This is a genomic window from Shewanella xiamenensis, from assembly GCF_014647135.1.
Lineage (GTDB): Bacteria > Pseudomonadota > Gammaproteobacteria > Enterobacterales > Shewanellaceae > Shewanella > Shewanella xiamenensis.
The window spans coordinates 86375-101416 of the sequence record NZ_BMOP01000006.1 but is presented as its reverse complement, the minus strand read 5'-3'; the positions used below and the strand labels follow the sequence as shown (position 1 = coordinate 101416).

Below are 15042 nucleotides of genomic sequence, written 5' to 3'. Positions count from 1 at the left end.
GAGAATCAATAAACAGCGAGAGCCTTAGAGTGAAACCGCAGTTGAATTCCCCCGAGAGTCTGACACATGACACGGCTGCGCCCGTGAGTGTACAGGGACGCGTCCTGACGCGCCATGCTATTACACGCGGTTCAACGCTCGTGTTGCAGTATTATCTCGCCACTGTTTCTGGCCCTGTGCTGGTGGAGTTACCTGGCTCTGAGTACATTTGTTTTTGCCATCAAAGCGATATAGCTGCATTACAGTTACAAACGCCGGGGCTGGCGCTACGCTTTGTGCCGCTTATGCTTAAAAGTTTTAAAAGACAATCCGTGGCGGCGATTTATGCTCAATCGACAAATGTATTTCGTCACTTGCAGCGGATAGCGACAGATGCGGGTATTCCCTTATTTGAGTCGGATATTCGTCCCGAGCAGCGTTTTTTAATCGAGCGTTTTGTGGCACTCGATGTGGCATTTTTAGGGTATCAAGTAAGCAATGTGAGTTTACAAGACCGCTTGCCCGTCTTTAGCGCCATACGGGCCAAAGCAGTTGCGCCTCAGCCGGAAATAAAATTGCGTTCAATCTCGCTTGATTTTGAATGCTGCTTTGACGGATTACTCTATTCTGTGGCCCTTTATAGGCGCGATGCGCAATCTCAGCCCTATGAAAAAGTCATTATGGTGGGCGAGGCGCAGCCAGAAGCTGCAATCTACATCGAATGGGTGAACGATGAAGCGGCGCTTATTCATCATCTCATCGCTTGGTTTACTGAGTTTGATCCCGATGTGATTATTGGTTGGTCAGTAGTGACCTTTGATCTGGCCCTGTTATATCGGCGTGCTTTACTGCATCGGATCCCGCTGCGTATCGGTCGAGGTGGCGCGCTCCTTGAGTGGAAGGTGGAGAATAAATTTCGGCCAGAAACCTTAAGTTTGCCTGGGCGAGTGGTGCTCGATGGTATCGATTGGTTAAAGGCGGCCTTTTATCAATTCGAGCGCTTCTCCTTGGAATTTGTCGCCCAAGCGTTACTCGGTGAAGGCAAAGCGATTCATAATGTAGAAAATCGAGTCCAAGAGATTGATGCGCTATTTACCGAAAATAAGCAAGGGCTTGCTCACTATAATCTGACTGATAGTCGCTTAGTGTGGGATATTTTTGAGCATACTCAGTTGTGGGATTTTGCCCTCGCTCGCGCCGAGTTAACGGGATTAGAACTGGGGCGGGTAGGCGCCTCGGTCGCCGCATTCAATCATTTGTATCTACCGCATTTACATAGAGCGGGTTTCGTTGCGCCCGCAGAGCCTGCAAGTCAAGGGATTGAAAGCCCTGGCGGTTATGTAATGGATTCAGTCCCTGGTTTTTATCAGCATATTTTAGTGTTTGACTTTAAAAGTCTTTATCCATCGATAATTCGTACTTTTTTGATCGATCCGAAAGGGCTCATTGAAGGTCTGGATAACGAGGAACATATTTTGGACGAGTCTGAAATCGTTCCCGGTTTTTTAGGGGCTCGTTTTAGTCGGCATCAACCGATCCTGCCAAAACTTATCCAAAATCTCTCAGAACAACGCGAAAAAGCCAAGCGGGAGGCAAATGCGCCTTTATCGCAAGCAATTAAAATCATTATGAATTCGCTCTATGGGGTTTTAGGCTCCCAAGGCTGCGTGTTCCATGATGCGAAACTGGCAAGCTCCATTACCATGCGCGGGCATCAGATTATGAAACAGACTCGCGCTTGGATAGAGGAAATGGGTTATCAAGTTATTTATGGGGACACGGATTCCACCTTTGTTTATTTGGGCTCTGATCCTGATCTCAGTGATATTAATGCCTTAGGTAAGCAGATTGCCGCGCAAATCAATCAACAATGGCAGAGTAAAATCGTAAAAGAGTTTCAGCTAGAAAGCTTCCTTGAGCTACAGTTTGAGCGCCATTACGAACAGTTTTTTATGCCGACCTTGAGGGGATCGGAGGAGGGGAGTAAGAAGCGCTATGTTGGAGCGTGGCGTAACCATAGCGGAGCGTTAGAAATCACTTTTAAGGGGATGGAGCAGGTGCGAAGTGATTGGAGCCCCTTAGCGCGTAAGGTTCAAGCTGAACTTTATGAGCGAATGTTCAATCAGCGAGATATCAGCGGTTATCTCGCTGGTGTCATAAGCGAACTGCAGACAGGAAAGCGAGATGCTGAATTAGTGTTTAGTAAACGAATGCGCCGAAATCTTGAAGAGTACACCGCAAAATCTTCCCCCCATGTCAAAGTCGCACGTCAGCTATGTGAGTTAACAGGAAAGGTATCCTATGGCAAGAGAGGAGCTCAGATTGATTATGTCATCACTGTAAATGGTCCTGAACCTGTTTCACATAGTTCGTCTATAATTGATTATCAATACTACATTGATAAGCAAATTAGTCCCATTGCAGAGCCTATTTTTTCAATAATGAAATTGAATTACACAGACATTGTCTCTAAACAGCTGCTGTTAATTTAATGTTTATGTTGTTTTATTTGTGTTTTCTTAACGGGTGTTTATAGTGTTTTAACCTGTTTTACAGCGGTTAATCAGTCAGTTTTTGTGATATTTATCTACAGAATGCTTAGGTTTCCCTTGGAGTGTTTATTGAAAGTTTGCTACTCTCAGTGGGAAATTGTAAGGAAATATAACAACGGAATGACGTTGATAAAACATAAACGAAAAGGTTAAGCACCAAATGAACAAAACGATAGTCGCCACTGCGTTAGCAGCACTCTTTCTTGCGCCAACTGTATCTGCAATCGAAATCTACAAAGATGACAAAAATGCAGTAGAGATAGGGGGATTTATTGATGCGCGTGTAATCAACACTCAAGGTGAAACTGAGGTTGTAAATGGTGCTTCTCGAATTAATTTTGGTTTCAGCCGTGAGTTAACCCATGGCTGGAATGCGTTTGCTAAGTTGGAATGGGGCGTTAACCCCGTTGGCAACAGTGATATTGTCTATAACAACCGCTTTGAATCCGTTCAGGATGAGTTTTTTTACAATCGGTTAGGTTACGCTGGTATCAGTCACGATAAATACGGCACGATCACTATTGGTAAACAATGGGGTGCTTGGTATGACGTGGTTTATAACACCAACTACGGTTTTGTATGGGACGGAAACGCTGCCGGTGTGTACACCTTTAATAAAGACGATGGCGCAGTAAATGGCGTAGGTCGTGGCGATAAAACGGTACAATACCGCAACTCATTTGGTGACTTCAGTTTTGCGGTACAATCTCAGTTAAAAAATAATAGCTTTTACACCTGTGATATTGAAAATATCACAGAAGAAGCCTGTGAAGCAGAATGGAATGCAGGTAAAAAAGAAGCACAACAGGTTACCTATGATTACACCTATGGTGGTTCTGTCACTTACAAAGCCACAGATAAACTTAGTCTGATGGCGGGTGTAAACCGCGGTGAGTTTGATATTGCTTACGGTAATGGTGATCAAAAAACGGCTGTTGATTTAATCTATGGTGTGGGCGCTACTTGGGGTGACTTCGACAAGAATGGTTTATATGTTGCCGCCAACGTTCACAAAGAAGAGAACCATGATACCGATAACATTGGTCGCTTGATTAAAGATGCCTATGGCGTTGAAACTTTAGTTTCATATAAGTTTGACAATGGTTTACGTCCATTTGTTTCCTATAACATTCTGGATGCTGGTAAAGACTATGTTATCCAACCAAACTTTAACGCCGATCCTAACGATGTGTTTAAGCGTCAGTTTGTAGTTGTAGGCTTACACTTTGTTTGGGACCCAAGCACAGTTCTTTATGTTGAAGCACGTAAAGACTACAGCGACTTCACCAGCGCAGATCAAGCCCAAGAAGCCAGAATGTCATTGTCCGAAGATGATGGCATCGCCATCGGGATCCGTTATACACTGTAAGTCATAACGTCGCCTGAAAGGGCCTAAGTTCAACAAAAACGCCAGTCAGCAATGACTGGCGTTTTTTGCTTTTAGATTTCAAAGCATACGAATCTCGCTTTCAAAATGAGCATATTGTCATCAGCTGGTTTTATTTGTTTATTTTTTGTTGATTAAAGGTTTTATATGTGATTTTATTGTTTCTGCCGAGTACAGCGTGTTTTCGACGTACTTTTGTTTGAAACTGCTTATTAAATAAGCGGATTATAATAAAGACATAATATGTCCAGGGAGATAGACAATGCATAAGAATAACTTATTAGCCAAATCTGTGCGTTTTGCATTGATTGGTGGTGTGGCAGCAACCGCGCTAAACGTGCCATTAGTAATGGCTGCTGATGAAGCTGGTGCTGATAAAAAAGTAGAACGTATTGAAGTTACTGGTTCACGTATCAAGCGTACTGATATGGAAGCGGCAAGTCCTGTTCTTGTGATGAATAGAGATGAGCTTGAAGCTACTGGGATGATCAGTATTGGTGATATCCTGCAAACGATTCCAGCTGCTGGTTCAGCATTAAACACCGCTTTTAACAACGGTGGTGATGGTTCTACTAACATGGACCTGCGTAACCTTGGCGCACAACGTCTCTTAGTATTAGTTAATGGTAAGCGCTGGATATCTTCTTTAGGTTCAACCGTAGACTTAAACACCATTCCTACGTCATCAATTGAGCGTATTGAAGTATTAAAAGATGGTGCTTCAGCCGTTTACGGTTCAGATGCTATTGCTGGTGTAGTTAACATCATTACTCGCAAAAACTTTGAAGGTGTTGAAGTTTCTGTCTATGGTGGACAAAACGCTAAATATGACGATGGTCGCCAATACACCGCTGACTTTACAGCAGGTTCAGTTTCTGAAAAAGGCGGGCTATTGTTCAATATGAGTCATGTGACTCAGCAACCGATTTGGGCTGGAGACCGTGATATTTCGGATACTGGTTACAGTTCTACTGCCGATAATACGCGTCTGCAAATCGTAGGTTCGCAACTAAATCAAGCAAACCAAGATGCATTAGCCGCACTTGCAACACCAAATCCTGACACTGGTATTTACAATCTTATGGTGAAGGAAGGGACAGGAACTAATGTTGGACCGGACCAATTCCGTCCTCGTACTGGTGCTGATGTGTATAACTATGCACCTGATAACTATTTGTCTACACCACAGAACCGTAATTCTTTCTATGTGCAAGGTTTTTATGATATTTCGGACAATTTAAGAGTTGTTTCTGACTTTATGATGACCAACCGTAAGTCATCGCAAGAATTAGCCCCTATGCCATTGACATTAGGTGCCTCATGGGGAGAGGCTGCGAGTCGTGTGGATATTGGTGCCAATAACATCTATAACCCATTCGGTGAAACACTCTACGGAAGTAGTGCTCGCGCTGTTGCTAATGGTAAACCTTTGGGGTACGTACCTTATTCTTTACAACGTCGTATGATTGAGGCGGGTTCTCGCCAATATAATCAAAACGATACCACGTACCGTGCGATGCTTGGTTTAGAAGGTAATATTGATGATAACTGGACATGGAGTGCAAGCTACATCTACGGTCAAAATAACCAAGATGTATTAACCACTGGTCTACTTAATTTAACTCGTATTAATCAAGCATTAGGCGATAACTGTAATGCAAGCAATGGCTGCGTAGCACTAAACCTGTTTGGTGGACCAGGTACTATAACCCAGGATATGGTTGATTATATTACTTTCGACAGTGTTAGCCGTTCAGGTTTAACGATGAAAGATTATACCTTTAACATCTCTGGTGATCTATTTGATTTACCCGCCGGTGCTGTTGGTTTAGCTTTAGGTCTTGAGCGCCGAGAAGAATCTGGTTTTGATACGCCAGATCCATTAACTGTAACTGGTGAGTCTTCAGGTAACCAACGCGATGCAACTTCAGGTGGCTTCCGTTTGGATGAAGCTTATGTTGAGTTAGCGATTCCTGTATTAGAAAGTCTGTTAATTACTCCAGCTGTGCGGGTTTCTGACCACGATGCTTATGGTAACAATACCACCGGCAAAGTAGGTGCAGAATTCCGCCCAATGGATGATCTGTTGCTACGTGGTACCTGGGCTCAAGGCTACCGTGCTCCTTCTATCTCTGATTTGTATGCGGGTAATGCAGATTCATTCCCAACTTGGACAGATCCTTGTAATACAAGAGATGCTAAAGGTAACGTGCTTAATATTTCTACATTGCCCGGATGTGCTGGTGTGCCTGATGGTTATCGACAATCCAATACTCAAATTCGTATTTCGCAAGTTTCATCGCCTGATCTTAAACCAGAAACTTCTGAGTCGTTTACCTATGGTGCGGTTTATAACCCATCTTGGTTAGAAGGCGCTGAAGTTACTTTAGACTACTATAAAATTAAAGTTGAAGATGCAATTGCCCGTTATGGTCATGTTGATATTGCTAGAGAGTGTGCAAGGGGCACTAAACCTGAATCTTGTAACTATATCGATCGTGATAGCTTAGGCAATATCGTTGACTTACGTAATTTCCTACAGAATTCTGGTGAATACAATGTAGAAGGTATTGACTTCTTTACAGCGTATCGTTTCCCTGAAACCTCGTTTGGTTCATTTAAAGCATCTTTAGATGTAGCATATGTAATGAAAAACGAATTTGATGGAACTGACCGCGTCGGTGTTCAGACTGGTGATGGTGGGTTCCCTGAGTTCAAGTCAAACTTAATGGTTGATTGGGCAATGGGTGATTGGGATGCACATTGGAAAGTACGTTTTGTAGGTCCATTAAATAACGATTATTACACTGGTTTAACTGACTCCGAGGAAGATAAAAAATATTATCAACAGTTAAAGGATGCTGGTTATAGAGAAACAATGGAAGCCTATATGGTTCATAACGTCTCTGTCGGTTATAACATTGATGCTTACAATACTAAGGTGTCTCTAGGAATTAATAACTTGTTTGCTAAGAAGCCACAAGCTGAAGGCCCAACTAATAACGAAGCCATTTCTACAAACAACTTCTCTGTTACAGAGTATGATGTGAATATGGATCGCTTTATTTATTTACGTGCGACTACCAAGTTCTAATCATAAATCAACTTAGTTGTATCAGAGCCGAACACTGCAAAGTGTTCGGCTTTTTTATTACGAAAGATCCTTTGCAGTTGCTAGTTGAATATGTACAGCTTTTTCCGTTATCTATGATTCTTACTCTGACTATCAATGTGTTGAAATTTAGCTTGAATAGGTTGGGCGGCTTCTGACACATCTTATTGCATTAACAGATATTAATGACGAATTCACGGCTCTCTTATCAACCAAATTTATGTGTTTGCTCAAAAAAACATCTTCCGTAAAAAAATTCATAATTAAGACTTCTTTACACTCGTTTTTACATGTTCTGAATGTTGACACAGGTCAACATTTTGTGAAATGATGCCAGCGGGTCTATGCCTGTAAGGGCATAGGAAAGGGAAGAAAAAACTAAGAATCACAAGAGAAAGATGAGCTTACGGTAAGCATTTCCTAAAGTAAGTCTTGCTTAAAGTGATGTTGCTGGTAAGTTAACTTTTTTATTCACTTCAAATTGGTTGGGAACTATGTCCAAGGTAAGCAATAGAACAAAAATCGCTACTGCACTTGTTGGCGTGCTGGCATTAGCGAGCAGCAACTTAGTAGTTGCAGATCCTCTTACCGACGTGCAGAAAGCGGATAGTATGATCCATGCTGATGCTGCTGCGTCGCAAAAGAACGTTGATAAGTATTTCGATCAAGCACAAGACATGCTTTTTGAGTATGGTTCAGTTGCTGATGAGCGTGAGTCACTGAAGTCCTATAACGATTACGTTGCCAGCTTGGTTGCTGATCAACAAAAAACAATGGACGCAGTTCAAAATGACATTAATGGCGTAGATAAACTACGTCAGGGCGTTGTGCCTTTAATGTTTAAAATGGTTGAGTCTTTAGAACAATTCGTTCAATTAGACTTGCCATTCAACTCTGAAGTCCGTGCTAACCGTGTTAAAGAGTTAAAAACACTTTTAAACACAGCAGAAGTGACTTTAGCTGAAAAATACCGTTTGATCCTGGATGCGTACAGCATCGAGCGTGAGTATGGTAGTGCTGTTGCAGTTAACCAAGGTAAATTGACCTTAGATGGTAAAGAAGTATTAGTAGACTTCTTTAACTTGGGTCGTGTTGCTCTGTATGCACAAAGCTTAGATCAAAAGACTGGCTGGATGTACAACCCAGAAACTAAGGGTTGGGATAAGTTAGATGACAGCTATCTGCGTGAACTGACTAAAGGTATCCGCATTGCCCGTAAACAAGGCGCTCTAGATCTATTCGCATTACCAATTCCTGCTGCGGAGACTGCACAATAATGAAGAAGTTAATTACTACAGCTGTATTAGCTGCAAGTTTTTCTTTAACTGCTGGTATGGCTAGCGCTGCTGATGCACCTAAGACCATCGACCAATTATTGCAGCAAGTTAAAGTTGATCGCGCTGCTGAAGGCAAAGTTAACAGCAAGCGTGAGCAAGAGTTCCAAGCTGAGCGCGGCGATAAAGCGGCTTTATTGAAGCGTGAAAAAGACGCTTTGGCGGCTGAAAAACAACGCGGTAAAGATTTAAACCAAGCCTTCTTAGATAATGAGCGCAAAATCGCCCAGTTAGAAGAAGATCTGAAAACTGCTCAAGGTGACTTGGGTGAGATGTTCGGTGTGGTTAAAGGTGAAGCGGGTGATTTCGCTGGTAAATTAGCGAGTTCAAACGTCAGTGCTCAATATCCTAATCGTGACAAATTTGTTGCTGATTTAGGTGCACGTAAGCAGTTACCAAAAATTGAAGAGTTAGAGCAATTCTGGCAAGAACAGTTATTCGAAATGGTACAAGCTGGTAAGGTTGTTAAATTCGAAGGTTCTGTGACAGCGATTGATGGTAGTGTAAAAAATACCACTATCCACCGTATCGGTGCTTATAACCTAACGGCTGATGGCAAATATGTTGTTTACAATCCTGAATTGGGTCTGATTCAAGAGTTATCACAACAGCCAGAAGGTTACCAAGTCAGTGCTGTTGGTAAATGGGAACAAACCGCTTCTGGTTCTGCACCATTCTACATCGACCCTGCTCGTGGTGTTCTGTTAAACATCTTCACTAACAAAGCAAGTATGGAAGACCGTATTGAATCTGGTGGTACAATCGGCTATATCATTATGATTTTGTTAGCGTTAGGTCTGTTGATCTCTATTGAACGTTTAGTGACCATGACTATCATCGGCGCCCGTGTGAACAGCCAACGTAAGAATGTTGATAAACCAGGTAACAACGCTCTTGGCCGTATCCTGAAAGTGTATCAAGAAAACAAAGATGTTGATGTTGAAACGTTAGAGTTGAAACTTGATGAAGCGATTCTGAAAGAAACGCCTGCACTAGAATCTCGTATTTCAATCATTAAAGTACTGGCTGCTATCGCACCAATGATGGGTCTATTGGGTACAGTAACCGGTATGATTGCAACTTTCCAAAGTATCCAATTGTTTGGTACTGGCGATCCAAAACTGATGGCTGGTGGTATTTCAATGGCGCTGGTAACAACGGTTCAAGGTCTGGTTGCGGCTCTGCCTCTAATGTTAATGCATGCTATTGTCGTTGCACGTAGCAAAGCCATTGTACAAGTTTTAGAAGAGCAAAGTGCGGGTATCATCGCAGCACATGCTGAGAAGAGGGCTGACTAATGATGATTCACCTGATGGACATATGGGATTCCGTCAGGGGCTTCATGGCCTCCGGAGGCGACGTCCTCTGGTTAGTTGCGTTTGTGCTGTTCTTAATGTGGGTATTGATGCTTGAACGTTACTGGTATCTAAATTGGATATCACCAAAGCAACATAAAGCAATCATAGCTGCATGGGATGCTAGAGAGGAAACTACCTCTTGGTATGCACACCGTATCCGTGAAGCTTGGCTGTCCCAAGCGAAGCAAGATTTGAATGCACGTATGCTGATCATTAAAACCTTAGTAGCGATTTGTCCTATGATAGGTTTATTAGGTACTGTTACCGGTATGATTTCAGTGTTCGATGTGATGGCAGTTCAGGGGACGAGTAATGCTCGTTTAATGGCGGCTGGTATTTCAATGGCAACAATGCCCACTATGGCGGGAATGGTTGCCGCATTATCGGGAGTATTCTTCAGTACTCGCCTTGATGCCAAAATGAAAATCAGCTTAGAAAAGCTAAAAGACAGCATGCCGCACCACTAGAGAGAGATTGAACATGGCACGTAAAAAGCATTCCAGTATAGACGAGGAAGCGCAAATTGATATGACACCGATGCTCGACATCGTGTTCATCATGCTGATCTTCTTCATTGTAACAACGTCATTCGTGAAGCCATCTGGTTTGGATTATAACAAACCAAAAGCATCACAAGCGACTTCAAAGCCTTCGGCTAACATCTTCATTGGCGTCAGCAAAACTGGCGTTATCATGATGGAAAACCGTCAGGTTGATATCGAACGTGTAACAGCAAACGTTGAGCGTATGTTAGCTGAAGCGCCTGAAGCAGCAGTGCTTATTCAGGCTGATAAAGACGCAATGCACGGCTTAGTTGTTAAAGTTCTAGACCAAGTCAAAGCGGCTGGTATAGATAAGATTTCGGTATCTGCGGGGAACGATTAATATGCTAAGAGCACTAGTATCAATCATTATTGGTGCTGCTGTGACTTTTGGTCTGTTCGCTTTTATGGCGTTCTTGGTCGGTGGTGGGGCGCAGCGCGCTGAAACATCGGCCGAGACCCCTGTAATTGAAATCACCATGGATAGACAGGATGCAAAAGCACAGAATAAGCCAAGGGTAGTGCCTAAACCGCCACCACCACCAGCACAGCCTGAGAAACCTCAAACTGCGCCACCAGATACTTCATCAAATATTGATACGGCAATGTCGTTCAATATGGGAGCTGTCGAAACCGGTGGTCATAGTGCAGGTGGTTTTAAACTGGGTAATATGATGACTCGTGACGGCGATGCAACACCTATCGTCCGTATTGAGCCACAATATCCAATCGCAGCCGCTCGTGATGGTAAAGAAGGTTGGGTGCAATTACGCTTTACAATTAATGAGTTAGGGGGGGTTGATGACGTTGAAGTTATTCAAGCAGAACCTAAACGTTTATTTGATAAAGAAGCAATACGAGCACTGAAAAAGTGGAAGTACAAACCAAAGATTGTTGATGGTAAGCCACTTAAACAACCTGGTATGACAGTACAACTTGACTTCACTTTAGACAAAGGAGGCAATTAATAATGCGTAATGCTAATAAAATCGCAGTTGCGTTATTACTTTCCCTTTGTGGTGGTGCGTTATCAGTTTCTTCTGCTATTGCAGCTGAAAAGTGTGAAGTTGATAAACGTCAATCTAAAGCGGTAGGTGAGAGTGCTGCGAAAAAGGTGCAGAAGTCCTTTGAAGCTTATACGAATGGTCAAGTTGACGAAGCGATTGCCATTCTGTTAGAAGCAAACCCAAAGAATGATTTCGATAAAGCCTATGTCGCGCGTATGCTCGGTAACTTCTATGCCGAAAAAGGCAAGATGGATACTGCGATCAAGTACCTAAAACAAGCTGTTGAAGCCGATATTTTAGGTGGTACCGATCACGCTGCAACATTGCGCCTTTACGCCGATTTGTTGTTACAAGAGAAAAAGTTTAAGGAAGCAATTCCATACTATTACAAATGGATGGATTTCACCTGTAAGGCTGATTCTCAGATGTACCGTCGCATTGGTATTGCACATACAGAGCTTAAGCAGTGGGATAAAGTAATTGAAGTGGCTGATAAAGGCCTTTCACTTGCTGAGTCACCTGATAAAGGCCTGTATCAGATGAAGTTAACGTCTTACTTTAACCAGAAGCAATATAAGAAAGCCGTTGGTGTATTAGAAGTCATGGTACCGTTATTTCCGGATGACGGCAGATTATGGGTTCAGCTCGCACAATTTTATCTAATGGTCGAAGACTATGATAAAGCGCTAGCGACTTATGACTTGGCATATCGTAATGGTTTCTTAGAAACTGGAGCTAACATTACTCGTTTAGCTCAGCTGATGGCTCAGAAGGGTGCGCCATACCAAGCAGCGAAAGTTTTTGAGAAGCATATGAAGTCGGGCTTAATCACACAAGATGCTAAATCTTATGAGATTTTGGCTGGTTTTTACCAAAATGCGAAAGAGTTTAAAGAAGCCGCTGACTTTTATGGTAAAGCTGCTGCAATTAGCAATGATGGTAAGCTATATCTGAAGCAAGGTCGTTTACTGAGCTTGGGTGAGAAATATAATGAAGCGATTCCAGTGCTTGAAAAAGCAATCTCTTTAGGTATTGAACATCCCGGTGAAGCAAACTTCGAGCTGGCTTTAGCTCATCTTAGTTTGAAACAGTATAAGTCTGCTTATAATCGCGCTGTATTAGCTGCGAAAGATAAGAAGACAGAGAAGAGTGCAAACAGCTATATCTCTTACATCAAAGAGAAAGCTCGTATGCATAACGTCGAACTGTAATTCATCTAATTTGCTAGGTAGATCTAAAAAGCCCCGAAAGGGGCTTTTTGTTTATTGAAGCTTTACTAATGCCTGGGATTGCTGTTGTTTACGTTCAAGCTCTTGTGAAAGTTTGGAAACATTATTGAATATAGATTCAATTTTTTGTTCTTGAGTCGGTAAGCAAAGGCAAGCTGCGAGTTTGTAGTCAATTTTTAGCTTATGAGTTTTGCCAAACTCTTGATTAAATTCTTGAATATGATCTGCTATGCGATTAAGAACAACTTCGGTACCTGCTTCATCAATATTGAATAATCCTAAGGCAAAATGATTGTGGTCTAATCTAGCAATTAAATCTGTTGCTCTTAGTAGTGCTTCTTGTACTTGTTTAGTAAAAAATTCGAGTAAATGCGGTTGTTTAACGGTTTCATGAATGTGAGGGCACAGATACAATAGCGCTAAGCTTTGCTGTTCTCGTATATGCCTATGCCATTCTCGGTTAAAGACTTCCATGAAATAAGTTTGGTTGTAAACCCCTGTTTCTGGATCTCTAAAACCTGAGTTACGAAATGAGTAGATCATAGAATAATCCCGTAAGTAGACTTTTCAGTAAGTATAGGAAGAGTCTGGCTATCTCGGACGTAAAAGGAGAAATATAAAAAATGAAATTAAATGTAGTTGCGGGAACGATAGCCTTAGTGCTAACCCTACAGGGATGCTCAAAGCCTGAAACAACAGTTGTTACACAGGAAGGGGCAACGCAGACCCCAGCGACTCAAGCAGAAAACCAAACGGCTGAGTCGCGTTATGTTGCACTCGTCGATGGCTATTTTAAAGACTACTTGAAGCTCGAGCCTATTTACGCCACTTTTGTGGGTGTTAACGACTACAATGCGCAGTTTGGTGGTGATTTAACTGAAGAGTATCTTAAGGCTCGACACGATCTAAATACCCGCTATCTAGCACAAGTTAAGGCTATTGATGTTGAGCTATTACCAGCGGATCTGCAATTAAGTTATTCGTTGTTTGTTTATGATCGTGAAATAGCGTTAGTCGATGAAACCTATCCGTCACGCTTTATGCCTATCAGCCAGTTTTACAGTACTGTTATAACTATGGTGCAGCTAGGAAGTGGTGAAAGTGCTCAGCCTTTTAATACCGTTCAAGATTACCGCAATTGGGAACAGCGTGTGAATGGTTTTATTCAGTGGATCCAGCTTGCTCAACAGCGTATGGATGAGGGGATTGCAAGTAAGGTTGTACTTCCTCGAGTGCTGGTAGAGCGTATTATTCCACAGTTAGATGCTATGCTGACGACCGATGCCAGCCAAAGTATTTTCTATTCACCGATTAATCACTTCCCAGAAGGTTTTTCAGATCAAGACAAAGCTGAGCTAACATCAAGTTATCAGGCGATGATTAATGAGCGTTTAGTGCCTGCATTAGCGGGGCTGCGCGATTACTTTAAGCAGACTTATTTGCCTAAGTCCCGTGCAACGGATGGTTGGTCTGGTCTACCAAATGGTAAAGCTTGGTATCAGCATTTAGCCAATTCTCATACCACCACAACCATGCCAGTGGATGAAATTCACCAAATTGGTCTGAATGAGGTCGCACGAATCCTTTCTGAGATGGACAAAGTCCGTGAGCAAGTGGGTTTTAAAGGTGACTTAAAAGCCTTTTTTGCCTCTTTATCGTCTGAGCCACAATACTTCTATGGCGATCGCCAAGGCTTAATCGATGGTTATATGGTGTTGAAAGATAAGATTAACCAAGTATTGCCACAGTATTTTAATGTAATGCCAAAGGCCGACTATGTGGTTAAACCGGTTGAAAGCTTTAGAGAGCAATCGGCTGCGGGCGCATCCTATGAATCACCAGCTGTAGATGGGAGCCGTCCAGGGGTGTTTTATATCAACACCTACAACTTGAAAGCTCAGCCGAAATGGGGCATGACGACACTGTCACTGCATGAAGCGGCGCCTGGTCACCATTTCCAAATCGCCATTAAGCAAGAGTTAACGGGTGTACCTGAGTTTCAACGCTTCAGCGGTTATACTGCGTTTGAAGAGGGCTGGGCGCTGTATGCTGAATACTTAGGCATCGAAATGGGGCTTTTTAGCGACCCTTATCAGTACTTTGGTAAGCTTTCAGACGAAATGCTGCGTGCGATGCGTTTGGTGGTGGATACGGGATTACATGCCAAAGGCTGGAGTCGCGAACAAGCGATTCAATACATGAAGGACAATTCGCCCATGGCCGAGTCGGATATTATTGCCGAGGTTGAACGTTATATGGCAATTCCTGGCCAAGCATTGTCTTATAAAGTGGGTCAACTAAAAATTCTTGCCCTACGTGAGCGTGCTGAAAAAGCCCTAGGTGATAAGTTTGATCTTAAGGCTTTCCATGATCAGATTCTGACTTCTGGCTCACTACCTATGGCGGTGATGGAACAGAAAATTGATCGCTGGATAGCGGCGACTAAGGCTTAACACGGAGTCGATTATGCAGCACCGTTATCGATAACAAAATTGATAACGGTGCGGTTTAAGGCTTTTTAATTAAACATAATGTTTTTATA

Annotated in this window: 11 protein-coding genes; 10 read left to right on the top strand and 1 reads right to left on the bottom strand. The window is 42.6% G+C overall.

The window, feature by feature from the left end; genetic code table 11:
* The first annotated feature begins 41 nt into the window (after window positions 1-41).
* From IEY09_RS07700 to IEY09_RS07660, 9 genes are all read left to right on the top strand, one after another.
* The gene (locus IEY09_RS07700) at window positions 42-2471 is read left to right on the top strand and encodes a DNA polymerase II (RefSeq protein WP_188870600.1); all 2430 of its coding nucleotides are present in this window, start codon (window positions 42-44) and stop codon (window positions 2469-2471) included.
* Between the two features lie 220 nt (window positions 2472-2691).
* The gene (locus tag IEY09_RS07695; RefSeq protein WP_144376516.1) at window positions 2692-3900 is read left to right on the top strand and encodes a porin; all 1209 of its coding nucleotides are present in this window, start codon (window positions 2692-2694) and stop codon (window positions 3898-3900) included.
* Between the two features lie 280 nt (window positions 3901-4180).
* Window positions 4181-7012, top strand: a complete 2832-nt coding sequence (locus tag IEY09_RS07690) for a TonB-dependent receptor plug domain-containing protein (protein WP_188870519.1) — start codon at window positions 4181-4183, stop codon at window positions 7010-7012.
* 512 nt (window positions 7013-7524) lie between these two features.
* Entirely contained in the window at window positions 7525-8307 is a 783-nt protein-coding gene (locus IEY09_RS07685; protein ID WP_037417266.1) for a DUF3450 domain-containing protein, read from the top strand.
* Window positions 8307-9662: a MotA/TolQ/ExbB proton channel family protein gene (locus tag IEY09_RS07680; RefSeq protein WP_037417269.1), complete on the top strand. Its 1356-nt coding sequence runs from the start codon at window positions 8307-8309 to the stop codon at window positions 9660-9662. Before IEY09_RS07685 ends, IEY09_RS07680 begins: the two co-directional genes overlap by 1 nt.
* A complete protein-coding gene (locus IEY09_RS07675; RefSeq protein WP_081990911.1) occupies window positions 9662-10189 on the top strand; it encodes a MotA/TolQ/ExbB proton channel family protein in 528 nt (175 codons plus the stop codon). The genes IEY09_RS07680 and IEY09_RS07675 overlap by 1 nt, the downstream gene beginning before the upstream one ends.
* A gap of 13 nt (window positions 10190-10202) precedes the next feature.
* Window positions 10203-10607: an ExbD/TolR family protein gene (locus tag IEY09_RS07670; protein ID WP_006081158.1), complete on the top strand. Its 405-nt coding sequence runs from the start codon at window positions 10203-10205 to the stop codon at window positions 10605-10607.
* 1 nt (window position 10608) lies between these two features.
* On the top strand, window positions 10609-11232 hold the full coding sequence (locus IEY09_RS07665; RefSeq protein WP_169546672.1) for an energy transducer TonB: 624 nt from the start codon (window positions 10609-10611) through the stop codon (window positions 11230-11232).
* Between the two features lie 2 nt (window positions 11233-11234).
* Complete coding sequence (locus tag IEY09_RS07660) at window positions 11235-12482, top strand: tetratricopeptide repeat protein (protein WP_188870517.1); 1248 nt, start codon at window positions 11235-11237, stop codon at window positions 12480-12482.
* Between the two features lie 51 nt (window positions 12483-12533).
* Here IEY09_RS07660 and IEY09_RS07655 read toward each other — a convergent pair whose 3' ends face one another.
* Window positions 12534-13043, bottom strand: coding sequence for a diguanylate cyclase domain-containing protein (locus tag IEY09_RS07655; RefSeq protein ID WP_037428125.1), 510 nt, complete (start codon window positions 13041-13043; stop codon window positions 12534-12536).
* An 80-nt stretch (window positions 13044-13123) separates the two neighbouring features.
* Between IEY09_RS07655 and IEY09_RS07650 the strand changes: the two genes are divergently transcribed.
* Entirely contained in the window at window positions 13124-14953 is a 1830-nt protein-coding gene (locus IEY09_RS07650) for a DUF885 domain-containing protein (protein WP_188870515.1), read from the top strand.
* Window positions 14954-15042 lie beyond the last annotated feature (89 nt).

Coding starts and splice junctions, on each gene's coding strand:
- IEY09_RS07670 (WP_006081158.1), top strand. CDS start 10,203: ATGGCACGTAAAAAGCATTCCAGTATAGACGAGGAAGCGCAAATTGAT.
- IEY09_RS07660 (WP_188870517.1), top strand. CDS start 11,235: ATGCGTAATGCTAATAAAATCGCAGTTGCGTTATTACTTTCCCTTTGT.
- IEY09_RS07665 (WP_169546672.1), top strand. CDS start 10,609: ATGCTAAGAGCACTAGTATCAATCATTATTGGTGCTGCTGTGACTTTT.
- IEY09_RS07695 (WP_144376516.1), top strand. CDS start 2,692: ATGAACAAAACGATAGTCGCCACTGCGTTAGCAGCACTCTTTCTTGCG.
- IEY09_RS07675 (WP_081990911.1), top strand. CDS start 9,662: ATGATGATTCACCTGATGGACATATGGGATTCCGTCAGGGGCTTCATG.
- IEY09_RS07680 (WP_037417269.1), top strand. CDS start 8,307: ATGAAGAAGTTAATTACTACAGCTGTATTAGCTGCAAGTTTTTCTTTA.
- IEY09_RS07690 (WP_188870519.1), top strand. CDS start 4,181: ATGCATAAGAATAACTTATTAGCCAAATCTGTGCGTTTTGCATTGATT.
- IEY09_RS07650 (WP_188870515.1), top strand. CDS start 13,124: ATGAAATTAAATGTAGTTGCGGGAACGATAGCCTTAGTGCTAACCCTA.
- IEY09_RS07655 (WP_037428125.1), bottom strand. CDS start 13,043: ATGATCTACTCATTTCGTAACTCAGGTTTTAGAGATCCAGAAACAGGG.
- IEY09_RS07685 (WP_037417266.1), top strand. CDS start 7,525: ATGTCCAAGGTAAGCAATAGAACAAAAATCGCTACTGCACTTGTTGGC.